Origin of the sequence: Chitinophaga sp., from assembly GCF_039596155.1 — a bacterium.
Taxonomy (GTDB): Bacteria; Bacteroidota; Bacteroidia; order Chitinophagales; family Chitinophagaceae; genus Chitinophaga.
The window spans coordinates 230,506-254,474 of the sequence record NZ_JBCNKF010000007.1 but is presented as its reverse complement, the minus strand read 5'-3'; the positions used below and the strand labels follow the sequence as shown (position 1 = coordinate 254,474).

At 44.6% G+C, this 23,969-nt stretch carries 20 protein-coding genes; 6 read left to right on the top strand and 14 right to left on the bottom strand.

What is annotated here, in order from left to right; genetic code table 11:
* Position 1: 1 nt before the first annotated feature.
* A complete protein-coding gene (gene ftsH, locus ABDW33_RS09640; RefSeq protein ID WP_343689849.1) occupies positions 2-2,026 on the bottom strand; it encodes an ATP-dependent zinc metalloprotease FtsH in 2,025 nt (674 codons plus the stop codon).
* 44 nt (positions 2,027-2,070) lie between these two features.
* Positions 2,071-2,478: a ribosome silencing factor gene (gene rsfS / locus ABDW33_RS09635; protein ID WP_116852791.1), complete on the bottom strand. Its 408-nt coding sequence runs from the start codon at positions 2,476-2,478 to the stop codon at positions 2,071-2,073.
* Between the two features lie 243 nt (positions 2,479-2,721).
* Here rsfS and ABDW33_RS09630 point away from each other — a divergent pair, with 243 nt between their 5' ends.
* Positions 2,722-3,465, top strand: coding sequence for a biotin--[acetyl-CoA-carboxylase] ligase (locus tag ABDW33_RS09630; RefSeq protein ID WP_343689848.1), 744 nt, complete (start codon positions 2,722-2,724; stop codon positions 3,463-3,465).
* Between the two features lie 361 nt (positions 3,466-3,826).
* Here the strand turns inward: ABDW33_RS09630 and ABDW33_RS09625 are convergent, their stop codons facing one another.
* The 4 genes from ABDW33_RS09625 to ABDW33_RS09610 form a co-directional block, all read right to left on the bottom strand.
* A complete protein-coding gene (locus ABDW33_RS09625; RefSeq protein WP_343689847.1) occupies positions 3,827-4,165 on the bottom strand; it encodes a translation initiation factor in 339 nt (112 codons plus the stop codon).
* A gap of 15 nt (positions 4,166-4,180) precedes the next feature.
* Complete coding sequence (locus tag ABDW33_RS09620) at positions 4,181-5,059, bottom strand: diacylglycerol kinase family protein (protein ID WP_343689846.1); 879 nt, start codon at positions 5,057-5,059, stop codon at positions 4,181-4,183.
* Positions 5,060-5,078: 19 nt separating this feature from the next.
* Entirely contained in the window at positions 5,079-5,924 is an 846-nt protein-coding gene (nadC, locus tag ABDW33_RS09615) for a carboxylating nicotinate-nucleotide diphosphorylase (protein WP_343689845.1), read from the bottom strand.
* 106 nt (positions 5,925-6,030) lie between these two features.
* Complete coding sequence (locus tag ABDW33_RS09610) at positions 6,031-6,450, bottom strand: DUF4783 domain-containing protein (RefSeq protein WP_343689844.1); 420 nt, start codon at positions 6,448-6,450, stop codon at positions 6,031-6,033.
* Positions 6,451-6,741: 291 nt separating this feature from the next.
* On the opposite strand from ABDW33_RS09610, the gene gpmI reads away from it, so the two are divergent.
* From gpmI to uvrC, 3 genes are all read left to right on the top strand, one after another.
* Positions 6,742-8,265, top strand: a complete 1,524-nt coding sequence (gene gpmI, locus ABDW33_RS09605; protein WP_343689843.1) for a 2,3-bisphosphoglycerate-independent phosphoglycerate mutase — start codon at positions 6,742-6,744, stop codon at positions 8,263-8,265.
* A 236-nt stretch (positions 8,266-8,501) separates the two neighbouring features.
* A complete protein-coding gene (locus tag ABDW33_RS09600; protein ID WP_343689842.1) occupies positions 8,502-9,068 on the top strand; it encodes a hypothetical protein in 567 nt (188 codons plus the stop codon).
* A gap of 16 nt (positions 9,069-9,084) precedes the next feature.
* Positions 9,085-10,890 carry an excinuclease ABC subunit UvrC gene (uvrC, locus tag ABDW33_RS09595; RefSeq protein WP_343689841.1) on the top strand — a complete coding sequence of 602 codons (1,806 nt, stop codon included), beginning with the start codon at positions 9,085-9,087 and terminating at the stop codon, positions 10,888-10,890.
* A 59-nt stretch (positions 10,891-10,949) separates the two neighbouring features.
* Here the strand turns inward: uvrC and gldN are convergent, their stop codons facing one another.
* The 8 genes from gldN to ABDW33_RS09555 all read right to left on the bottom strand — a co-directional run bounded on the left by gldN (position 10,950) and on the right by ABDW33_RS09555 (position 21,461).
* Positions 10,950-11,981, bottom strand: a complete 1,032-nt coding sequence (gene gldN, locus ABDW33_RS09590; protein WP_343689840.1) for a gliding motility protein GldN — start codon at positions 11,979-11,981, stop codon at positions 10,950-10,952.
* A gap of 9 nt (positions 11,982-11,990) precedes the next feature.
* The gene (gene gldM / locus ABDW33_RS09585) at positions 11,991-13,526 is read right to left on the bottom strand and encodes a gliding motility protein GldM (protein ID WP_343689839.1); all 1,536 of its coding nucleotides are present in this window, start codon (positions 13,524-13,526) and stop codon (positions 11,991-11,993) included.
* A gap of 57 nt (positions 13,527-13,583) precedes the next feature.
* Positions 13,584-14,336, bottom strand: a complete 753-nt coding sequence (gene gldL, locus ABDW33_RS09580; RefSeq protein ID WP_343689838.1) for a gliding motility protein GldL — start codon at positions 14,334-14,336, stop codon at positions 13,584-13,586.
* Between the two features lie 253 nt (positions 14,337-14,589).
* Positions 14,590-15,870, bottom strand: a complete 1,281-nt coding sequence (locus tag ABDW33_RS09575; protein WP_343689837.1) for an SUMF1/EgtB/PvdO family nonheme iron enzyme — start codon at positions 15,868-15,870, stop codon at positions 14,590-14,592.
* A 491-nt stretch (positions 15,871-16,361) separates the two neighbouring features.
* Positions 16,362-18,395 carry a thioredoxin domain-containing protein gene (locus tag ABDW33_RS09570; RefSeq protein ID WP_343689836.1) on the bottom strand — a complete coding sequence of 678 codons (2,034 nt, stop codon included), beginning with the start codon at positions 18,393-18,395 and terminating at the stop codon, positions 16,362-16,364.
* 168 nt (positions 18,396-18,563) lie between these two features.
* A complete protein-coding gene (locus ABDW33_RS09565) occupies positions 18,564-19,229 on the bottom strand; it encodes a uroporphyrinogen-III synthase (RefSeq protein WP_343689835.1) in 666 nt (221 codons plus the stop codon).
* Positions 19,230-19,387: 158 nt separating this feature from the next.
* Positions 19,388-20,566, bottom strand: a complete 1,179-nt coding sequence (locus tag ABDW33_RS09560; protein ID WP_343689834.1) for a DUF4271 domain-containing protein — start codon at positions 20,564-20,566, stop codon at positions 19,388-19,390.
* A 61-nt stretch (positions 20,567-20,627) separates the two neighbouring features.
* On the bottom strand, positions 20,628-21,461 hold the full coding sequence (locus ABDW33_RS09555; RefSeq protein ID WP_343689833.1) for an AraC family transcriptional regulator: 834 nt from the start codon (positions 21,459-21,461) through the stop codon (positions 20,628-20,630).
* Positions 21,462-21,602: 141 nt separating this feature from the next.
* Here ABDW33_RS09555 and ABDW33_RS09550 point away from each other — a divergent pair, with 141 nt between their 5' ends.
* Together ABDW33_RS09550 and hemW are read left to right on the top strand one after the other, a co-directional pair.
* Complete coding sequence (locus ABDW33_RS09550; RefSeq protein ID WP_343689832.1) at positions 21,603-22,811, top strand: MFS transporter; 1,209 nt, start codon at positions 21,603-21,605, stop codon at positions 22,809-22,811.
* A 29-nt stretch (positions 22,812-22,840) separates the two neighbouring features.
* Entirely contained in the window at positions 22,841-23,965 is a 1,125-nt protein-coding gene (hemW, locus tag ABDW33_RS09545) for a radical SAM family heme chaperone HemW (protein ID WP_343689831.1), read from the top strand.
* The last annotated feature ends 4 nt before the right edge of the window (positions 23,966-23,969 follow it).

The window sequence follows — 23,969 nt, the reverse complement described above, 5'->3', positions numbered from 1 at the left end:
CTTACGCATTAGCTGTAGCTGGTGAAGGATTGATCAGGTCTGTAGGATGTACGCCGTCAGTAGTCATACCTTCGTGGTTGGCTATATGCTCTTTATGTACATCATAAGGGCGTTTACCAATCAGTCTTTCCAGATCTGCCTGATATAATACTTCTTTTTTCAGTAGTTCACCCGCCAGCGCTCTCACGTTGTCAATCTTTTCAGTCAGCAGGTTTTTAGTACGCTTGTAAGCCTTTTCTATCAGGAGACGTACTTCTTCGTCAATCAGTTTTGCCGTTTCTTCTGAGTAAGGCTTTGTGAAAGACTGATCACTATTCGGATCGTAGAAGGATACGTTACCTACCTTATCATTCATACCATATACGGTAACCATTGCATATGCCATACGGGTGATCACCTGCAGGTCATTTTGGGCACCGGTAGATACCTTACCGAATACGATTTCTTCTACTGCACGGCCACCAAGGGTCATACAGATATCGTCCATCAGCTGTTCGGTATTATAGAGGTATTGTTCTTTGGGCAAGTACTGCGCATAACCAAGGGCAGCAACACCACGGGGAACGATCGTTACTTTCACCAGCGGATTAGCATGCTCCAGGTACCAGCCACAGATAGCGTGACCAGCTTCATGGAATGCGATGATTTCTTTTTCTTCAGGAGAAATGATCTTATTTTTCTTTTCAAGACCACCAATCACTCTATCCACAGCGTCGTTGAAGTCATCCATTTCTACTTCCGTCTTGCCTTTACGTGCAGCGATCAGGGCTGCTTCGTTACAAACGTTGGCAATATCGGCGCCGGCAAAACCCGGTGTCATGGATGCCAGTTTTTTGATATCGAGGATCGGAGAAGTCTTGATTGGTTTCAGATGCACATCGAAGATGGCTTCGCGACCAGCCAGATCTGGCTTATCGATAGAGATCTGACGGTCAAAGCGACCAGGACGCAGCAGCGCACTATCCAGTACATCCGGACGGTTGGTAGCAGCGAGGATAATGATACCACTGTCAGTACCGAAACCATCCATTTCTACCAGCAGCTGGTTGAGGGTGTTTTCACGCTCATCATTGCTCATCATTACGTTTTTACCTCTTGCACGACCGATCGCATCAATTTCATCGATGAAGATGATACATGGTGCTTTTTCACGTGCCTGTTTAAACAAGTCACGCACACGGCTTGCACCCACACCTACGAACAGTTCAACGAAGTCAGAACCGGACATAGAGAAGAAAGGTACCTGTGCTTCACCAGCCATTGCTTTGGCCAGCAGGGTCTTACCGGTACCCGGAGGGCCAACCAGCAAAGCGCCCTTTGGTATTTTACCACCCAGGGAGGTATATTTTTTCGGATTTTTCAGGAAGTCTACGATTTCCATCACCTCCACTTTGGCTTCGTCGAGGCCGGCCACATCACTGAAAGTAATGTTGACACGGGTGCCTTTGTCGAAGAGGGTGGCTTTGGATTTTCCGATATTGAAGATGCCTCCGGGGCCACCACTACCACCGGCAGGGCCACCCATTTTACGCATCAGCAAGATCCAGAGACCTATCAGCAGTACCAATGGCAACAATAATTGAATGAATGGTTCGAACCAACCCTGTCTTTCATCATAGGTGACTTTCACCTGATCTTCCAGTGGGGTGTTGGCTTCAGCCTGATCCATATCTTTCTTGAAGCTTTCTTCGCTACCGATAGTAAAACGATAATGAGGACCTGGATTCACGCGACCCAGGTTTCCCTTGGATACTTTATCGAATTTAGGTTCATTAAGCCGGTCTCTTTTTATGTAAACCTCTACTGCTTTCTTATTTACAACCACCAGCCTGTCTACGTCACCTGGTTTCAGATAGTCCAGCTGGAATTCCTGCCAGCTTATATCTCTGGGCGGTGGGTTAAAGGGAAACCAGTTCATTGCCAGCAGGGCAATACCTATAAAGGCATAAACCCAGTATATATTGAACTTTGGTCCTTTTTTAGGCGATTTGTCTGACCCCTTTGTGAAGTTGTTGCCTCTTTCCATAATCTTTCGCTCCTTTACGGATGTCGGGTAATAGTTAAAAGTTATTAGTTAGTCTCATTATGCTCCATTCGTTCGGCATCACTCCACATATCTTCCAGACCATAAAATTGTCTGGTTTCCGGTTGGAATACATGCACCACAACATTCACATAATCTACAAGAATCCATTGTTGTGCGGTAAAGCCCTCATGCTTATAAGGGGTTTCGCCAGTAAACTTTTGCACCTGGTCTTCCACGAAGTCAGCAATAGCCCGCACCTGTGTGTTGGAGTTAGCCTCACATATAACAAAGAAATCAGCCACAGCTTCAGGAATCTGGCGCAGATCCAGGGAAACGATGTTCTCTCCCTTTTTTTCCTGGATGGCCTTGATGATGGTGGAAAAAATCTCGCTTTCTCTACTCAGGCGCGCAAGCGCTTTCTTTCTCGTACTCAGAACGGTTAAGGGTGCCAATAAAAATCTCTTTTGGTTAAAAATAAACTTTAATTGTCAAAATTACTAAACAAGCCTGAAATAAACGCCGGAATAAAACGAAGGTACCAATAGGTGATAATCGAAGGTTTATCAGGTGTTAATGCTTAAGAACCATGCACTTGCTATGGCTTTCGGCGGCTTGAGGCGGGCTGTTTGTGACTGTTAAGGAAAAGATAAAATGATTTACTTTGCCTTTCTAAAATAAATCAACGAATTTTTCTAATGACAGGACAGCCTTTCTATATCTTAGAATCAGTAGACAGCACCAATAACTATGCCATGGAGCAGGTAAATACGGGCTTAGTGACACCTGGAACAGCCTGGTTTGCAATGGAACAAACAGCAGGAAAAGGTACGCGTGGAAAGCAATGGTCCTCACCCAGAGGGGAAAACATCGCGTTGACAATAGCGCTGCAACCCACCATGCTACCGCTTTCCAGACAATTTATGCTGAGCGTGGCTGTAGCCCTGGGGGCAGCAGATTTCTTTACCAAATATGCAGGTGATGAGACAGGTATTAAATGGAGTAATGATATTTATTGGCGTGACAGAAAGGCAGCAGGCATTTTAATCGAAAATGTGCTGCGTGGTAATACATGGCAATATGCCATAACAGGAATCGGGTTCAACATTAACCAGGCGTCATTCCCGCCACATTTACCGAACGCTGTATCACTCAGGCAAATAACCGGGAAGATCTGGGATGCTGCAGAGCTGGCACAGGATCTATGTAAGTTTTTGCATGTACGTTTTGAACAGCTGCACCCGGCATATTATACAGATCTGCTGGAAGAGTACAAAAGCAGACTCGTGCGCATGAACAAGCCAGGCTTGTATCGTAAGGACGGGGAAATCTTCGAAGGCGTCATCAGAGATGTACTTCCAGATGGCAAATTATGTCTTGAAAAAGAAAACAACATTTTACAACTCGGCTTTGGGGAGGTTGAGTTCATTTTTGCAAAGTAATGTCCGGTTTCGATCAAAGCGAACACTTAAAATGATACGGATTACGTGCCGCGCTCATGTTAAGAATATAGGTGGATGACGGGGTCACGTAATCCGTTCTAATATCTTGTTTTTACTGCGAGGAGGGTAGTTGGTTGATGTTTCATAGCAGTTCATCAAAAAGCCAGATGAAAACAAGATTTTGGTTGATAAAGGGTAGGACTAAATTGTGAAAACTTTGTTAATTTATCAAATTAAAAAATGCAACACAGAAACATATAATTTTAATTATTAACTGTTTACGTCTTATTCTCCCCCTTAAAACAGAAAAGCAGTTGTGTATTTTTTGACGGAAGGCCACTTGCTTTCAGCGTGCAGTAAGTTACCTGGCTTTATACCCCCAGTCCTGCAGCCATTTGATCACCTTTTCTTTGTAATCTCCCTGGATCAGTATCTGGCCATCTTTTGCGCTGCCGCCGGTGCCGCATTTTGTTTTGAGGTCTTTGCCCAGTTTTTCAAGATCTTCATCTTTCCCCACGAACCCATCTACTAATGTTACCACTTTACCTGCGCGCTGCTTCGTATCCAGTTTAACACGTAGCTGCTGCTGAGCAGGGGGGAGGGTATTGATCTCTTCCTGGTCATCCTCATTTGCTGGTGTAAAATTAGGATCTGTAGAGTAAACGATCCCACCACCGGTGTTATTTCTCTTTTTGGACATGATACTGGTTTTAAATTATCCTACAATCACCTGCAGTGAAGCGGGTTCTACCCTGAAGAGGACCTCGCCCTGACTGGTCAGCGGTACGGCATCTCCATCCACCTGTAAATGGGCCAGTTCCGGACTCTTTACAAGAATTTGTTTACCCATGTAATGGTTCATGTAACTGGTCTTATCAATATTACCCATCAGTGAAAAGAATCCTAATGGCAGTAATCCAAAGAAAGGCATGGGTGGTACCACACATACATCGAGGTTGCCATCGAAAACGCTTGCGTTTGGTGCAAGCTTGAACTCGTACCCAAACTGGTTACCATTTGCAACTGTGAACATAAATGCTTTTTGTTCCAGTTGCTGCCCGTCGATATCGATTTTATAGCTAGGTCCCTTGTACTTGTTGAAACTGCTGATCACCAGCCTGGCATATCCCCACAATCCTCTTTTCTTTGTATTTCTGAACTGGTCGGCGATAAGGGCATCAAAACCTACACCGGCATTGCTAAGGAATAAGTGTTCGTTGGCATAACCGATATCAATCGGCTTACGTTTTCCATTGGCAATCAGTTCCAGTGCCAAAGGTACTTTCAGCGGAATTTTCAGCGCTCTGGCCAGGCCGTTGCCGCTACCCAGTGGTATTACTGCGAGTGCGGTGTCAGTGCCTACCAATCCCTGTGCGATTTCATTGATGGAGCCATCTCCGCCTACAGCTACCACTGTATCTACGCCCTGAGCAACTGCTTCGCGCGAAAGGTCAGCGCCATGCCCCAGGTATTCCAGGTGTTTAATGTCTACCTGAAAGGCTTTAGGAGTCAGGTATCGCCGTATCACATGTTCTAACCGCTTCTCTCTGTCCGTACCGGCTTTCCGGTTGATGATAAATAATATCTTTCTCAACGCTAGGGATATTTCTGTTTTAAATAGCTTTCAGACTCAGGTCAAGACTCACTGCATGGTGAATAACAGCTCCTGCCGATACGTAATCCACGCCTGTCTTTGCATACTCTTCGATTGTATCCAGGTTAATGCCCCCTGAAGCCTCTGTTTCATATTTCCCGTCTATCAGCAATAATGCCTGATGCAATTGTGCGGGTGTAAAATTGTCCAGCATAATGCGATGGATCTTTCCAACTGTCATTGCTTCTTTAACATCATCAAGATTGCGGGTTTCTACTTCGATTTGCAAAGGTAACCCGTTCTCTTCAAGGTAAGCAACGGTTCTGTTGACAGCCGCAGTAATACCGCCGGCAAAATCAATATGGTTATCTTTCAGCATCACCATATCGTACAGCCCCATCCTGTGATTGACGCCACCACCTATTCTGACTGCTTCTTTTTCCAGCAGGCGGAAATTGGGTGTTGTTTTTCGGGTATCGAGCAATTTAGTTCTATAACCATTGAGTTTTTGTACATATTGATTGGTGAGGGTTGCAATACCACTCATACGCTGCATACAGTTCAACACCAGTCTTTCAGCCATGAGCAGGGTATGTACAGAAGCATGCACTTCAAAGGCTGTCTCGCCTGCAGTCATCGCCTCACCATCTTTCTTCAGGGGAGTAAACACAGTTTCCGGATCCAGCAGGTGGAATATGGTAGAAGCTACCTCCATGCCGGCTAAAATGCCGTTCTCTTTAATCTTTAACCTGGCCCCGCCTTTGGCATTTGCCGGTATACAAGCCAGGGTTGAATGGTCTCCGTCTCCGATATCTTCTGCCAGTGCGCTGCGAATAAGGTTTGTTAATGCTGGTTCCTGTAACATACTATTACTTTGAAACAACGAAAGTAAGCGAATTTTAACTCACGCTTTCAAACAAAAAAAGTCCGGAGATGTACTCCGGACTAAACAATATCAATCTTAACAATTACTATTTGCTTTCAAAACGAAGCTCATTCAATACCATTGAGCCTCCCTTCTTTTGTAAGAAAAAGGATGTACGATATGCTCCACCTGAAGTACCCATATTACCGATACCAAAGCGGGAACCGCCACCACCTTCTCCCTGATGGATCAGTTCGAAGGATTTTACCTGATTCTTTGAAAAAAAATCTTTCAATATTATTTCTGCCTGAGATTTACTATAAGAGCTGGATTTACCTGAGATGTTGATTTCAACAGTATTGTCAAGGTAGCGGGAGAGTGAACTAGCATCACCCGATTTGATGGAGCTGACTACATCTTCGAAAGGTCCGGCAGCACCTTGATTCAAGGCGCTTGCTGACATTGTAAATGCAGTGACAATGCCTGCTAACAGCACTACTCCCAGCACATACATTAACTTTTTCATTGCCAGTATTTTATTAGAAAGTAAAGTTTTCATCATCAATGTGAAATGGGCTAAAACTATGCCAAATTGCGGGTTGACGCGGAAAATACAATTATCGTTGTATCATCCAATTGATAATTAATGCAAATTAAAAAATATATAAATTCAGCGTAAAATTTAAGTTTATGTTATGACTACTCCTTTTCATAGAAGCTGATATGAATTTTGACACCAAATGATCAAAAGACTATTGGAATTGAAGGATGCTTGTTAACTTTACGATCTTACTGCTTTAAAATCTCAACCGGATATATGGAAAAGAAAAAAGCCATGCTCGTTATCATGGATGGATGGGGACAAGGACAGGTTCCTTCCGCTGACGCAATAGCAAATGCCAAGACACCTTTCGTGAGCAGTCTTTATTCAAAGTACCCACACAGTACCCTCGTAACTTGTGGCGAACAGGTAGGCTTACCGGATGGACAAATGGGTAACTCAGAAGTAGGTCACCTGAACCTGGGGGCTGGTCGTATTGTGTACCAGGAACTGCAGCGTATCAATGTTGCGATCCGTACCGGAGAACTGGCGGGCAATGCTGTGCTGCAGGAAACTTTTAACTACGCTAAAGACAACGATAAAGCCCTTCACCTGATTGGCCTGGTGAGCGACGGTGGTGTGCACTCTCACATTACTCACCTGAAGGCGCTGACCCAGATTGCCAAAGAAAAAGGTCTGACCAAAGTATATATTCACGCCTTCACTGATGGCCGTGATACAGATCCCAAAGGTGGCCTTGGCTACTTCGCTGATCTGTTACCTCACCTGGCTCAAACTACCGGTCAGGTAGCCAGTATCACAGGGCGTTATTACGCCATGGATCGCGATAAACGCTGGGAACGCGTAAAACTCGCTTATGATGCTATGGTAAGTGGTATAGGTACCCCTGCTACCGATGTACTGGCTGCTGTAAAAGCGTCTTACGAGGCAGGTGTGACTGACGAATTTATCAAGCCAGTGATCATCACTGATGCTGCAGGTAAACCAGTGGCCACCATCCAGGAAGGAGATGCCGTTCTGTGCTTCAATTTCCGTACTGACCGTTGCCGCGAAATCACCCAGGTACTTACACAACAGGCTTTCCCTGATTTCGATATGAAACCACTGAGCCTGTTCTACACCACCATGACGGAATATGATAAAACATATAAAGGCGTGCATGTGATCTTCGAAAACGACAACCTCACCAATACCCTTGGTGAAGTGCTGGAACAAAATGGCCGCACCCAGATCCGCATCGCAGAAACAGAAAAATACCCGCACGTATCTTTCTTCTTCTCCGGTGGCCGTGAAAAAGAATTCAATGGCGAACGCCGCCTCATCGTAGCTTCTCCTAAAGTGGCGACTTATGATCTGCAGCCGGAAATGAGTGCCCCTGAGGTAACCGATACTATCGTGGCTGAAATCAATCAGCAATCAGCTGACTTCATAGCTCTTAACTTCGCGAACGCTGATATGGTGGGCCATACAGGTGTATGGGAAGCTGCCATCAAAGCTGTAGAAACTGTAGATACCTGCGTTAGTAAGGTAGTTACAGCTGCCCTGGCAAACAATTATACTGTATTCCTGACTGCAGACCACGGAAATGCTGACTTCATGGTAAACGGTGACGGTACACCAAATACTGCTCACACCCTGAACCTGGTTCCTTACTTCATCATCAGCAATGATTTCAAAGGCGAAGTAAAACCTGGTAAACTGGGCGACGTAGCACCTACCATCCTGACATTGATGGGGTTACCAATTCCAAAAGAAATGAGTGGTAATGTCCTGATATAACTGCTGGTCCTACAGCACCGAAAGGCCGTTCTGTGAGTAACAGGACGGCCTTTTTATTTTCCGTTACCTGTAACTATTCTGTTTGGTAAACCGTTTTACGTTTTTAGTGCTCTCGACAGATTTGCTCATGCATCAGATGCGCCGTCTTCACGGCGCATTATCTTTTTAACATTTACCGCAGTAGCAGTTCAGTTTGCTGTTCCTTTCAATTCCTCATACTTCGCTACCTTTGCTGCATGAAATTTTTCTGGACATTACTGACTGGCATTATAATCATCAGCTCCTGTAATATTGATTCTTCCCCCCCTCCTGCAACCGGCAGCGGATACAGGGATCTTAAAGGTTACTTTCAGGGAGAGCTCAACAGACTGGAAACACAGAAACCCGGGTTATTCAAAACAGTTTCACTGAATACAAAGCATGATAGTGTTACTATCAGTGCTCCCGATTCCCTGCAACTGCATAATATGCTGGCACCGTTTATGGATGTAGACCTTCACAAACCCAGTTTACAGGGGGCCTACGATACCATTTTGCTGGCAGATCAGTTCACCGGAAAGCGGTCCCTGATGTACAAAGCCAAGGACGAAGCAACCCTTCCCCAGGAAATTATCCTCGAATTAGATAGTGCACAGCAAATCACTGCCGTACAGCTGAACAAGCATGTGCGCAACCTCGTTTATGAATACGAACAAAACCTCGAGTATCAGCACAATCACCACATCCGTATCACGACAAGACAGCGTATTGCTTTCCTGCCTGAAAAGGAACTGGATATTAAGATTGCGATGATGCACCTTTAATGACTTTATTGATCAGATGACAGCAGCGGAGTTTTCACAGATATCACATACCATTCCCCTTCAACCCGGTATTTATAAGTACTACAATGAAGGAGGCGAGCTCCTGTACGTAGGAAAAGCAAAAAGCCTGCGGAAACGGGTGAGCTCGTATTTTGTAAAGAATCACGATAATTATAAGACCAGGAAACTGGTTGAACACATCCATCATATTGAATTTACCATTGTGGGCTCCGAACAGGATGCCTTTCTGCTGGAAAACTCACTGATTAAACAATTCCAGCCCAAATTCAATATCAACCTGAAGGATGATAAAACCTATCCTTATCTCGTGATCAAACACGAGTCATTCCCAAGGGTATTTTTTACCCGGAATGTAATCAAAGATGGTTCAGAGTATCTGGGGCCTTATACCTCTGTATGGAGAGTAAAAGAACTGATGGAAGTGATCAAGTCCAACATTCCTTTGCGTACCTGTAACCTGAATCTTTCCCCACAGAATATTGCCAGGGGTAAATACAAAGTTTGCCTCGAATATCACCTGGGAAATTGTAAAGGACCCTGTGAGGGATTACAGACTGAGGATGATTACAGAGAAGGATTATCTCAGGTAAAGAACATCCTGAAAGGTAATCTCTCCCCCATCTTACAACTCTTCCGCGCACAAATGCAGGAGTATGCCATGAACATGGAATTTGAGAAGGCAGAGATGATGCGGAAGAAACTTGAAAAGCTACAGGAATATCAATCCAAGTCTACCATTGTAAATACAAAGGTGGGCAATGTAGATGTGTTTTCCATCATCAGTGAGGGCAACCATGCCTATGTGAATTACCTGCGTGTATTGAACGGCACGATTGCAGATACCAAAACGGTAACGCTGGAGAAAAAACTGGAAGAAGAAAATGATGAGGTGCTTGCCTATGCAGTGAGCTACCTGAGAGATGCATTCAAGAGCGTGACAAGAGAAATCATTGTGCCAATAGAAATAGAGTATCCTGAAGAGCATATTATCGTCACCGTACCGAAAGGAGGGGATAAAAAGAAACTGCTGGAGCTTTCCGAAAAGAATGTAGATTATTTCAAAGAAGAATTACACCGTAAGAAGATATTGCACCTGGAAGGAAAGAGTGATATGGAGAAGAAGAAGGTGCTGTACCAGTTACAGGCTGACCTTGAACTGGTAGAATTACCGACACATATAGAGTGTTTCGATAACTCGAACTTCCAGGGAGCTTATCCTGTATCCGCATGTGTGGTATTCAAGGATGGGATAGCATCAAAAAAAGACTATCGTCATTTCAATGTGAAGACAGTCGAAGGCATCAATGACTTTGCGTCTATGAAAGAAGTGGTGTTTCGTCGTTATAGCCGTTTATTGGCAGAACAGCAACCTTTACCGCAGCTGGTGATCATAGATGGTGGTAAGGGGCAGTTGGGAGCAGCGATGGAGAGTATCAGGGCATTGGACCTGGTAGGTAGTATGACAGTCGTTGGCCTGGCCAAAAACGAAGAAGAAATTTTCTTTCCGGGAGACAAGGATAGTATCAAGCTACCCTACGATAGTGAGAGTCTCAAATTAATCAGAAGAGTGCGTGATGAAGTGCATAGATTTGGTATCACCTTCCACAGGAATAAGCGAAGTAAGGGGACATTTAAGAATGAGCTGGAAGGCATTAAGGGAATAGGGGAGAACACGGCGACACAGTTGTTGAAGACATTCAGGTCAGTGGCAAAGATCAGGTTATTGACAGAAGATGATCTGGTAAAAGAAGTAGGAGCGTCCAAAGCAAAATTGATATACAATCACTTTCATAAGGAATAAAAAAGGGGATCGCAATTGCGATCCCCTTTTTTATTTTAATCTTTATCTGCGAGCAGCTATTAATACTGCCACATATCCTGTTCTTTATTGAAGATTTTATCCTTCACAGCCTGACCTTCCAACAATCTCATAGTACCGTCTTTGATATAATCTTTGATCTCGCGGTTATAAGTATTGTTTTCTTTGGTAATGTAGCTGGTGAAGAAACGCATTTCGAACAGATCTTCCCAACTCATAGTAGCCGCGTCATTATTCTGGTTGTATACATCGTATTTAGCCAGGATAGGACGCATGTCAGGATAGTACACCCAGAACAGCGGAATAGCTGCACGGAAAGAACCATCTTCATTCATACGAGATACCATTGGAGCGATACCGAGGATACGAACTTTCAGCTGAGAGGCTTCCTTGTCGAATACCCAGATTTCCTTGATCTTGTACTGCACAACAGTACGTGGATCGAATTCGTCGCGGGTGGTTACCATCTTCTCTTCACCTGTTACAGGGTCGATACTACGGATGGTTTTCTCTTCGCCGCTCAGTTTATTCTGGATCTCTTCGTAAGCGATCGGAGTGGTGAATCTGTCATCAATAGCGCTGAAGGCTTCTACCTGCTTGCTCTTGATAGCATCAAGCAGGATGTTAATGAACAGCTGGCTGGTACCATTTTCATCCTCAACATTATACTGAAAAGGAAGGTTCATCTTTTCGCGGGTATCTATTACCTGCCAGATCTTCTTTTCCCAGAATTCGTCATCTGAGCGAATATGATCGTAAGCAATAGGCGTACGGTCTTTGATGAAATTCTTTTCAGAAATACCATCGATACGCTGTGATTTACGCGGGGTATCAACTGGTATACCAATACCATCAGGGCGCAGTGAAGCACCTGTGGTTGGTGGAGGGGGCGGTGGCGGCGCAACGCTGTTACCTGTAGCAGGATTTACTACGGAAGCATCCTGGGTAGCTGCATCGGGAGTCGCCGGTTTACGACGTGTACCTCCACGGCGTTGTGCATCAGCCTGAGATGCCAGCAGGATCACCAGCATGAGGGAACACCAACCAATTTTGTTAAGGATGACTGCTCGCATAGAACGTTATTAGTTTATCTTGAAATTGATATTGCTCATATCTCTTACTTTACCATCCGGACCCTTTACACGAACGTTATCGAAGTAAACCTGGTCGCCTGGTTTCAGGCTACGGATAGCACCCATTACACCACTAGGGAAGTAAGCGGAATTTGCCTCACCTTCAACATAATCGCCGGAACGAGGTTGGATACCGATACGGTAGCTAACTACATCGTACTTTACACCGTCGAATACGAAGTCTTCCAGATCAGCACGCAGACCGCCCTGTACTTTGAACTCAGCAGCCTTCATAGAAGGGCCTTTGCTCAGACCAACTTTCAATACTGGGTCAGGGATGTATTTGATACGGAATTCTTTAGAACCTAAAGTTTTTACTTTACCATCAATCATAGCGCTAACGTTCACTACTGCTTTACCTGGGCTGCTAACAGTCACCATGTATTCGCCAGTAGCTTTCTTAACGATAGAACCACCAGAGATAGTTGCGTTGATAGCTTCAGCTGGTACACCACCTGCAGATACAGAGATTGGGTTCTGTAAACCAATGTACAGTACGTTCATCTTGTCGGCAGAGATAGATGTAGTAGAAGCACCTACGCTATAAGCTTCGTTGAATGGGAACTCTTCGATCGCACCGTTTGGCTTTTTCAGTCTAACGATACCGGAGATGCTCTTTTCACCGATGCCGGATACAGGCATTGTATAAGTACCTAAACCATCCTGTGCGGTAATAGTCTGACCATTTACTACGATCTCAGGATTTACAGTGCTGGAATAAGCACCTACTGCGATGTTAGCTGTCAGGGTCTGACCTTCCATCAGGTTTTTAGAGTTCAGGGATACAAAAGGCCTGATCTTATCGAAAGTGAAGTCATTGGCATGGATCTGTTTCAGCAGGTCATCAATAACTTCAGCTTCAGAGTTTTTAACGTCGTTCTGGAACTTACTCAGCAGGGTTACTGCTGCGATAGTAGGTACCATTTCGAAGTGGTAGCTGGTCCAGGTTTTCGTTGCAGGACTGTGACCACCTTTTCTTTCACCAACCACGATTTTCAGTGGTAATGATTTTTCTTTTACGGCTCTTTCTTTTGGATCAAAGAAAGACAGGTATTTAGCACGCAGTTCTGTCAAACGTTTTTCCAATTCAGGACCTTGTTTGCGGTTCTCCATCACACGGGTAGGAGCGTCCTGGTCAGATTTACCTTTGATGTCACCATGTTCGTCATAACCACCGGACTCTCTGATGATCGTTGCTTTCAGCGTGTCGATGAAAACAACCATTTCCTGAGAGATGGCTTTCACTTGTTCTGCTTTGGCTTTCAGCGGAGCTGTCTTCTCAGCATCCGTTTTCATGTTAGCTTCAAATGCATTATAAGTGAGGCCGTTTTTTTCTGTAATTAACCCGTTAGAGTTAACGATAGAGTCGTTTACTATATTAAAAGCGTTCAATATCTCAGCAGAAACGTTCAATGCCAGCATGGCCGTCAAGACCAGGTACATGATATTGACCATCTTCTGCCTGGGATCTTTAGGTAGTGCCATAGTTTGTTTTCAGATTAAATGATTGTCTGTTGTTAATTCCAAAACTATAAGCGTACCTTATCTTCCCTGCATAGCGCTGAGCATGTTACCATAAACGGTATTCAGGTTGCTCAGATTTTTTGCAAGTTGGGAGATTTGATCCTGAGTTTTACGCGCGTCGTCTACGCTGCTTGTCATTGCTGAAGAAACTTTGAGCAGATTTCCGTAGAAATTGTTCATTGCTTTCAGGTGATTGTTTGTGTCCTGCAGTTCCAGTTCATAGATAGCATTCAGAGAAGCCAGGTTCTTGGTCATACCCTGCATCTGCTCATGGAAACTTCTTGTTGATTCAGAAGCACTGTTAAATGATGCAACAGCTGATGCTGCTGTAGTGTAAGCATGTGCAACGTTAGTAATTGCGCTGGCTGCTTCCCTTGTTTTCTGGGTGTAATCGCCGGTAGCTGCAACAACGTCGCTGATGTCCCTCATCTTATCAACGGTGGTACCTAATTTCTGGAAGTTCTCGCTCAGCCTCTGCAGTGATACCGGAGTGATGTCAGCTTCTTCCAGCATCTTGTCCAGGCCAGCCAGTGCAGGGCTACCACCGGCAACAACAGAAACATGTGTTTCTCCGCCGTGATCTCCGCCACCACTATCTGGTACGAATGCGTATACAAAGAAGATTAAAGCCTCGGTTGTCAGACCAACGATCAGGGCGATATCCGCTCCTGGCCAGTGTTGGATCTTAAACAACGCACCGATAATTACTACTGATGCAGCGATACATACAAAGAAATTAAGCCATTTCGCTGTAGTAGGATTCATAGCCATAGGTCAAAATTTACTGGTTAAAGTGTTAAAGGTTAAATTGTTGTTATGGAATAGTTGTTGCTCATCGATGATTTGCGGTTTCCCAATGTACATCATACGGTTTGTCATGTTAAACATATTTAAAGTTGTTGAACACACACTACATGCCTGTCCCAAAGGCACTCGGAAATAACTCCCCGGTACTGCTTCGATACTGCCTGTCTCCTTGCCCATCTATCCGTAATGCTGATTATACTATTGAATAATGTCCAGATTAATGGTGACCAAAATCATTTTTAGAACGGCTCAGGAATGCAATCGTACATCTGAAACCAATGTAAGATTTAGCACTGTCCTGGTATTCGTAAGAGCGTGTACCTGTTTGAAGGAAATATCCGATATCTTTCCAGCTACCGCCTCTTACAGCTTTACGCTTCATTTTTGGTGGCGCATCATCTGTAACATCCATACGGAGATATGGGTTCATGTCAGATGTGAAGGAGTAGGCATTCTCATAGAAAATATCCTGTGTCCATTCCGCTACGTTACCAGACATGTTGTACAGTCCGTAATCGTTAGGCCAATAAGCGTCTGCCCTTACAGTGTAGAAACCACCATCTTCAGGATAGTTACCACGACCTGGTTTAAAGTTTGCCAGCAGACAGCCCTTCTTGTTGCGGATATAATAACCACCCCATGGATAAGGAGATTGCTCTCTACCGCCACGTGCAGCATATTCCCACTGTGCCTCGGAAGGTAACTGGAATTTATCTTCAGTAAACAGATTCTTGGAGATACGGTAGTCTTCCCAGAACTTACTACGCCATTCTGCGAATGCGTTAGCCTGATGCCAGGTCACACCTACTACCGGATAATTATCAAATGCCGGGTGCCAGAAGTACATTCTCGTCATCGGCTCGTTGTAAGCGTAAGAGAAGTCCCTGATCCAACACAGGGTGTCAGGATAAACAGCTACATCCTTCTTTACAATGAACTTAGAACGTGGCTTGTTAGCGTTCTCACGCAGCTTCGCCTGCTCCCAGTTAAATGTTTCTATGTGATACACCAGTTTATGTACGTCGAACTCTTTACGACCATACAGGCGATCCTCCGGAGCATACGTCATCTGCTCCAGCTTATCCATGGTGCCTTTATCCTTGTAATTGATCTTCTGCTTCCAGTCGATCACATCCTGCCCGCCATCACTCTTAACATGACTCAGCAAAATGTGCGCGATAGAATCTGTCACCCATTTTACGAACTGACGATACTCGTTATTTGTAATCTCCGTAGCGTCCATGTAGAAGCCGGAAATAGAAATAGACTTGTTACGAGCAGTGTACGCATAGTTCAGATCCTCATCGCTGGGGCCCATGTGAAAGGTACCAGAAGGTACATACACCATTCCATAGGGTACAGGAGGGAAATACTTCGGTCTGGGACTAACTCCAATCAGCTGTCCTTGTGCATTTTTGGGGGTTTTACTACCACCGCAGCTGGCTAGCAGACTAACCAGCAATACTGCTAACAGACCACTTGAAAAATTAAGCTTCATAAGGGTAGCTTTCATTGAAAATCATTTATTTCGATACAGCGACGCAGTTCCATTGGCCGAAATGACACTGCTTGCCGTCGCTAAGTTCTGAAACATGGCCGAAGTCTTCCCGGACGCCCCGGTTAGACTAATAAGCCAACCAGCCATTCACATTTTTTGTATTTAAAATGACTCTAAAGCTGCTGATTTATAGACAACTCCAGATATAACTGGTGGTTCGCTTGTTGGTTTCTTAAATATCTTGCCCGATCAGGTCGTGTTCTCAGAATCAGCACTTTTGCCCATCACTCACCCGTTTGAATCTTAAGTAAGATAACAAATGTAATGATTAATTTTAATCCGTAGTTAGTTTTTAGCCAACTTTTTCATTCGCTCATAGGACCGATGACAATTAAATTAAACGTATTTTTTAACATTTTATTATATCTGACAAAAAATCCTTTCTACCGTTTCCTTTTTACAGAGATATGGTCATGCAAGATACATAAATATTATTTCAAATTAATAATTTCATCTATATAATTAGCAGGTTTAATGCAATGATAATCTTCGCAAACATAGATCAGCGTCTCATTCGCCCGCTCCCGGTGTGACAGTAAGGGTATTTCTGGATTATCGTGCCTCGCTCCCAGCAGTACCTTAAACGGAATATAATGTTTATTAGTATCCTCCATTCTCAACTTATAATCCGGCCCTACTATTGCAATTTCTTTTACTCCCTGTACCCGTTGTAATAACAGCCCGGCCCATACTCCCAGCGATGTAGGATACCTCACCGTCGTCTGCGCCTGACCAGCCTGCATTTTGAACGCCCTTTCACCCCATTCTTTCTGATCAAACACAATACTCAGGTACCAGAGATTGGCAGCCATTATCGCATTGCCACTAGGAGTGGCACCATCGTATACTTCCTTTTTTCGAACGATCACATCAGATTGACTTTCAACAGTATAAAAGCAATATACACCCGATTCGTCAGAAAAATGCTGCAATACGAAAGTTGTTAACGAAAATGCCTTATCCAGGTAAGTTTTGTCACCCGTCACCTCCTGTAGTGCGATCAGCGCCCTGATCAACCAGGCATAATCATCCAGAAATGCCGGATATTTTGCCTGTCCGTTCTTATAAGTATGATAAAAGGACTCTTCCTCATTTTTCCTGAAATGTGTCCAGCAGAAATCCATTGCCTTTACTGCCATTTCTCTGTAGCTGCTTTCCCCCGTTGCTGCAAAAGCCTTACAGCATGCATGGATCATCAGGGCATTCCAACCTAAAAGGAGCTTATCATCCAATCCCGGTCTCACCCGCTGGCTTCTCACTTCCATCAGTTTAGCAAGGCCGGTGGCCAGCTGTTCGCTCAAAACAGTTTCATCCAACTGATGCTCAGCGGCAAAGGCAGATAATGGTTGTTTGATCCATAAGATATTGGTATCCTCCCAGTTTCCTTCCTCGCTGATATCATAAAAGCGAGAGAATAATGCCGCATCCGCGCCTAATATTTCGTCTATTTCTGCCTTGCTCCAGGTATAAAACTTTCCTTCCACTCCTTCTGAATCTGCATCCAGTGCGGCATAAAAGGCGCCTCCGGCATCTGTCATCTCCCGTTGCACAAAGGTCAGTGTCTCGGCTATCGTTACGGAGTAAAGCGGATTACCCGTTAACTGGTACGCTTCACTCATTACATCTACCAGCAGCGCATTGTCGTACAGCATCTTTTCAAAGTGCGGAGCCAGCCATCTGGCATCCGTGCTATAGCGTGCAAAACCACCTCCCGCCTGATCATAAATTCCACCCTGTATCATCTTGTCCAGCGATAGCAGCGCCTGGTCCAGCGCAGCCTGATCTCCGAAGCTATGGTAGTAGCGCAACAGGTATTGAATGATAAAAGTACCCGGGAACTTCGGTGCATTTCCGAATCCACCCCATTCCTTATCGGCCTGTTGCATGATGTTCTGGAAAATAATATCACATTGATTACGAGTGAATTGCTCCTCTTTGGGCAGCAGGTTGATGGCGCTACCAAACTTGCTGGCCTGCGCCAGGTGATCACGCATGTTAATCGCTTGTGTATCAATGTCCTCCCGCCTGTTTTTGAAGGCGTCTGACAGGGCCAGCAGTAATTCCTGCCAGGAAGGGCGGTTATAGGCTTTCACCGGAGGGAAGTAGGTACCTCCATAGAATGGCAGTCGCTCCGGAGTCAGGAACATATTCAGCGGCCATCCACCAGCGCCAGTCATGGCTTGCAGGGCGTCCATATATATATGATCGAGATCCGGTCTTTCTTCTCTGTCTATTTTAATATTAATGAAGTGCTCGTTCATGATCCGCGCTGTCGCTTCGTCTTCGAAGCTTTCGCGTTCCATGACATGGCACCAGTGGCAAGCGGCATAGCCAATGCTAACTAATATTGGTTTATCCTCTGCTATGGCCCTTTGTAAAGCTTCATCGCCCCAGGGGTACCAGTCTACAGGATTGTGCGCATGCTGTAGCAGATACGGGCTCGTCTCGTTAGATAGTTTGTTCACGGCTATGGTCTTCCAGTAATTCCTTTTCCAAAAATAAGAAGGGACAGCGGTTGCTGTCCCTTAAGGTATATTAATTTCCTGTTTTTTTTACATATTATTTTTCCAACTACGCTGATTAACAGATAGAACGCTGTTATTTGGGCCAATTCTTCCTAAAAGCAGGAGGATTTACTTCTTGTTAGCTGTAGCCAGGTATTGCTCCAGTGCAGCTACCATAGAGGGTGCTTGTGGTGCAGGTGCTTTTACATCTAATCTAAGCCCGGCTTCTTCCACTGCGGCAGAGGTAGTAGGTCCGAAGGCGCCAATGTGGGTGCCATTCTGCTCAAACTTTGGCATATTTTCAAACAACGATTTCACACCGTATGGGCTAAAGAACACGATCATGTCGTAATCTTTGCCTGAAAGTACTTCCTTTACATCGTTTGAAACGGTCTTGTACAGCGTAGCGGTAGCATATTCACATTTATTGGCTTTGAGCCATTCTTCAATATCTTTCCGTTGACTGTCAGAACTTGGGAAGAGGAATTTCTCGTTGTCACGATGCTTATTCATCACTTCCAGCAGACTTTTGGTAGAACCATCAGCCCCATAGAATACTTTACGTTTACGGTAAAGGATGAATTTTTGGAGATACAAAGCAATTGCTTCTGTAATGCAGAAATATTTGCAATCCTGCGATACTTTGATTTTCATTTCTTCGCATATGCGGAAGAAATGGTCTACAGCATTACGGCTCGTAAATATCACGGCTGTAAAAAGCTGTATGTCAATCTTCTGTTTCCTGAAATCTTTCGCGGACAGTCCCTCCACCCTTATAAACGGATAAAAATCCAACTTTACATTGAATTTTTTCGCTAGTTCAAAGTATGGTGATTTTTCTGTTTCAGGCTTAGGTTGGGAAATTAGAATTGACTGAATCTGTTTCGCCTGCAAATCTTTTTTTGGCCCGCCTTTAATCATACGTTTTTTGCTCTTGTGTTAACAATAGGAGATCAATGACCGCCAGTTAACCAGACCAGCAACACCTTTGTAATTATTAGTACCGGTGCTACTTCGAATGCGCAAAGGTAAAGAAAAAAATGTAATCTGCTGAAAGATAAGTATTGCTTTACCACTGAATAAGACCTGATATACCTGTATGCGACCAATATTACTATAAAGAAAACCGAAATGTACACAAAGGCTCTTGCCTCTTCAGGCCTGCAAAAGGCCAGAATAACGAGAAATGGAACCAGCAGAATCCCCAACACTTTATTGATCAGATACAAAATAAAAATATATGCATCTGCCAACTCCGAACTGCCAAATAACCACCCGCAAAACCGCAACATCACATATTTTACGCTGTATACCAATGCCACTAAAACTATCAAAGCGGGTATTACCATCCATGCATTGCTGCTCGGAATATAGTTCTGGCGGTACATCAGCAGGTAGAGATACATAGCCAGGCTGATCACGAAAAAGGTATTCAACAGGAAGTTGGGGAAAGGGCTTTGTGACAACTGATCCTTCAACTGACGCTGGCTCAGGGTTGGGTTCATAAACGCCCTGAACAGGTCTGTGAAATATTTCAGATAGCTTAACCGTATTATACCCAGTAATAAAACCACACCTCCCATTACATACACCAGCCAGTCGAGGTCCCTGTAAACACGTACCGGGTTAAGGTCCAGTCTGTGTGGCTTATCTTTCTTTAAAAAAATATTGCTGGCAGTCAACGACTTTAAATATTTCTCATAAACCGTTTCCTGACGCAAAGGTACAGTCGGTGCCTGCGGAATGGAATCAGTATGTAAGCTGTCTGTACCCGTTGCTACAGGGTTAGCAGGCACTGCCGAAGCAGGTTGAGCAGCAGTACTGACGGGATTGTTAGCCTGGGTTGTAGTCGCTCCGGTAGCGGAGTGCATTGTCGCTGGTTGAAGCGGTGTTGTTGGGGGATTAGTGCCGGCAGGCCTGGATGCAGCCCCGGCAGGTGCACTCACAGTACCAGGTTTTAACCCTGAACTATCCTTCTTCACCACAGGTATCTTCTTTTTCACCGGCTGTACACGTCCTGTATCCTTATGGCTCTCTGCCGCCACAGGGGTCGTATGATGAACTGCCGCACTATCTTGCGCAGCCAGCCTTAAACAGGGTATTATGAACAGGAACAATAACCAGCTTCGCACCTCAAATATTTTTTTATGCTGAAATATGATTGCTGGCAAAGATATAAAATTAGTACGTCGTCTATAGGTGCTCTGCATCTTTTCTGTATGATCCGGGCTGTATCCCTTTACGCTGTTTGAAATAATGTGATAAATGGCTGGCATCGGTAAACCCGAACTCATCGGCGATTTGTTTCATTGTTACTGCACCTGCAGCAATCCTGTTTTCTATTAGCCTGATCCGGTAATCATTCACATAATCCCGGTAACTGACATCGAAGTTGCGTTTGAAATAAGCACTGAAATAATTAGGACTGATATTGAAGTGGCTCGCAATATGCCGGATTTTAATCATCGAGGGGTCATATATGTGCTGGTGAATGTAAGAGATCATCTCTTCTTTGTCCGGCTGCCCCTGGTCGATCCTTACATTCATGCGAACCATGGCTTCCCGGATCAACCCGAATACCGACAATACCAGGAAATACACAAGGGGCGAGTTCGACACATCTTTTTCCTGTTTACAGTAGGTGAGGAGGCTATCGATCGTGTTTCGCAGTACCACTTTCCCCGCATCATCCATTACCGGCTTCATTTCTTTCAACAGCGTCAGTCGCATGATCTTTTCAGGAGAAGCCGACAGTGACAGATAACTCCTTCCACTAAAATAACTGTCTGTAAACTTAATAAAGATAAACCGGCTCCGCTCGCTGACCTCAAAATAATGCTCATCTTCCGGAGAGATCAAAAACAGATCTCCGGTTTCATAAGGAATTCTGTTGTTGTTGTGCTGGTGAATGCCACCGCCCCTGTATACATAGATCATCTCGTAATAAGTATGGCTATGCACAGGTAAATGATAGACGTCTGTATCCATTTCATCTACTTCCAGTGGCTCAAACTGTCTCCGTTTCATCTATTAAATTTACAATAATATCTCCTACATATACCATTTTCACCAAAGAATACTACAGGAACTTTGCAGTATATGCACCTGGATGTAAAGCGCTTTCTTCCTATACAACTTACAGTACGATTGTTAATTAAATAAATAAATATGCAAACAGCACAAAATGCTGGTGTTTCGTTGTCAAGAGTCCGTTCTACCATAGCGGAATTCGTCGCTTTTACCTTTATTGGATACTTTACTATAGGTCTTGCATTGGCCGTATTACCTTACTTTATCTATCATGACCTGGGTTTTAGTACGATGACCGCTGGTGTGGTTATCAGCCTTCAGTATGTCACTACTTTCCTGTTCAGGGGATATGCTGGTGGTATTGTTGATAAAAAAGGTCCCAAACCTGCTGTCATGATGGGAATGATTGGCTTTGCCGTAAGTGGGGCCCTCCTGGTCATTGCTTATTGCTGCAAAAGCATACCCTCATTGAGCCTTACCTTACTGATCATCACCCGTCTTACCACCGGTTTTGCCGAAGGTATGATTGGCGCAAGTCCTATCAACTGGGCCATCCTGGCGGTGGGAGATGAACATACCAGCAAAGCGATCTCATATAATGGCATTGGCAGCTATGGCGCACTGGCGATTGGGGCACCCTTTGGCGCTATACTCCACCACCATTTCGGCATGAGCGCCATGGCTGTACTAATCATGATCTGTGGTACCATCGGGTATTACTATGCCAAAGGTAAGACGCCTCTGAAATCCGATTCTTCGGCGCCAAGACAACCTTTTGCAGATGTTTTCAAACTGGTTACCCCGTTTGGTGTGTGCCTGGCACTGGGTGGCCTGGGATTTGGAACCATTTCTACATTTATCACTTTATACTATTCACAACTGGGATGGCAGGGCGCTGTAATGTGTCTTTCCACCTTTAGTATCAGCTTTATCCTGGGCCGCCTTTTCTTTGAAGATTATATCAACAGATATGGTGGTATGAAAACAGCGATCTTTTGCCTGGTTACTGAAACGATAGGTTTGGCCATTCTCTGGCAGGCATATAGTCCGCACATTGCACTGGCCGGTGCCTGTATTGCAGGATTTGGCTTTTCACTGGTCTTCCCTGCACTGGGGGTGGAAGCAGTAAAACTGGTGCCTGCATCTAATAAAGGTGCCGCCCTGGGTGGATATGGATTGTTTATTGATCTTTCGCTGGGTATCACGGGGCCACTGGTTGGCCTTGTGGAAAGCACTTTTGGCATGAGGCATATTTTTATGTTCAGCATGGTAATGGTGTTTACCGGGTTTATTATTGCCGTGCTCATAAATAACTGGCAGCGCAAAGGAGAAATGACTGTGCGCTAAAATCGCGGATAAATACCCACCTTTGCAAAATGGCGGGTATTTATTTGCATATTCCTTTTTGTAAGCAGGCTTGTTACTATTGCAACTTTCATTTTTCTACTTCACTGGCGCAGGAACCGGCAATGGTGACAGCCTTGTTAAAAGAGATAGAGATACAAAAAGAGTATCTGTCCGGGGCTTCTATTAATACCATCTACTTTGGAGGAGGTACCCCGAGTTTACTACCCGAAAAAGACCTGCTCCGCTTATTGGAAGCAATTCATAAAAATTTTACGGTAAATGCTGGTGCAGAAGTGACCCTGGAAGCGAATCCGGACGATTTGTCTCCTGAGAAACTGCTCGTCCTGAAAAATGCCGGCGTGAACCGGCTAAGTATAGGTATCCAGTCTTTTCATGAAGAAGACCTGAAATGGATGCATAGAGCACATAATGCCCAACAGGCAAAGGAATGTATACTACATGCGCAGGATGCGGGTTTTGAGAATATAACCATTGACCTGATTTATGGTGGTCCTACCTTAACAGATACCGGCTGGGAGTATAATGTACAACAGGCGATAGCATTGGGCGTACCACATCTCTCCTGTTACGCATTGACAGTAGAACCGGGAACTGCTTTGGATCATTTCATTAAAAAGAAGAAAATGCCTGCAGTGGATGCGGATAAAGCAGCAAGACATTTTGAACAGTTGCTGAAATGGACCGGTGAAGCAGGCTATGAGCAATATGAAATTTCAAACTTTGCCCTGAAAGGATGGCATTCAAGACATAATAGTAGTTATTGGCAGGGGGCGTCATACCTGGGATTGGGGCCGTCTGCACACAGTTTTGATACGCAATCAAGACAGTGGAATGTGGCAAATAATGCATTGTATATAAAAAGCCTGGAACAGGGCGAGTTGAATTTTGAGCGGGAGGAATTAACGCCGGTAATGATGTTGAACGAGTACCTGATGACTGCTTTGAGAACTTCAGCGGGGTGTGACCTGGCGATTATTGCAGATAGATTCGGCGATGACAAGCGATCAGTTATTGTAAAGGAATCTGAGCAATTTATAAAGAAAGGCTGGATGCGACAGGAAGGGGAGAAGCTGATATTGACGCCTGAGGGCAGGCTGTTTGCAGACGGAATTGCTGCGCAGTTATTCTTTTAAAAAT

What these genes read in the sequence shown, in the direction of transcription:
- ftsH (WP_343689849.1), bottom strand. Translation starts at nt 2,026, where the DNA reads ATGGAAAGAGGCAACAACTTCACAAAGGGGTCAGACAAATCGCCTAAA.
- ABDW33_RS09630 (WP_343689848.1), top strand. Translation starts at nt 2,722, where the DNA reads ATGACAGGACAGCCTTTCTATATCTTAGAATCAGTAGACAGCACCAAT.
- ABDW33_RS09625 (WP_343689847.1), bottom strand. Translation starts at nt 4,165, where the DNA reads ATGTCCAAAAAGAGAAATAACACCGGTGGTGGGATCGTTTACTCTACA.
- nadC (WP_343689845.1), bottom strand. Translation starts at nt 5,924, where the DNA reads ATGTTACAGGAACCAGCATTAACAAACCTTATTCGCAGCGCACTGGCA.
- ABDW33_RS09610 (WP_343689844.1), bottom strand. Translation starts at nt 6,450, where the DNA reads ATGAAAAAGTTAATGTATGTGCTGGGAGTAGTGCTGTTAGCAGGCATT.
- gpmI (WP_343689843.1), top strand. Translation starts at nt 6,742, where the DNA reads ATGGAAAAGAAAAAAGCCATGCTCGTTATCATGGATGGATGGGGACAA.
- ABDW33_RS09600 (WP_343689842.1), top strand. Translation starts at nt 8,502, where the DNA reads ATGAAATTTTTCTGGACATTACTGACTGGCATTATAATCATCAGCTCC.
- uvrC (WP_343689841.1), top strand. Translation starts at nt 9,085, where the DNA reads ATGACAGCAGCGGAGTTTTCACAGATATCACATACCATTCCCCTTCAA.
- gldN (WP_343689840.1), bottom strand. Translation starts at nt 11,981, where the DNA reads ATGCGAGCAGTCATCCTTAACAAAATTGGTTGGTGTTCCCTCATGCTG.
- gldM (WP_343689839.1), bottom strand. Translation starts at nt 13,526, where the DNA reads ATGGCACTACCTAAAGATCCCAGGCAGAAGATGGTCAATATCATGTAC.
- gldL (WP_343689838.1), bottom strand. Translation starts at nt 14,336, where the DNA reads ATGGCTATGAATCCTACTACAGCGAAATGGCTTAATTTCTTTGTATGT.
- ABDW33_RS09575 (WP_343689837.1), bottom strand. Translation starts at nt 15,870, where the DNA reads ATGAAGCTTAATTTTTCAAGTGGTCTGTTAGCAGTATTGCTGGTTAGT.
- ABDW33_RS09555 (WP_343689833.1), bottom strand. Translation starts at nt 21,461, where the DNA reads ATGAAACGGAGACAGTTTGAGCCACTGGAAGTAGATGAAATGGATACA.
- ABDW33_RS09550 (WP_343689832.1), top strand. Translation starts at nt 21,603, where the DNA reads ATGCAAACAGCACAAAATGCTGGTGTTTCGTTGTCAAGAGTCCGTTCT.
- hemW (WP_343689831.1), top strand. Translation starts at nt 22,841, where the DNA reads ATGGCGGGTATTTATTTGCATATTCCTTTTTGTAAGCAGGCTTGTTAC.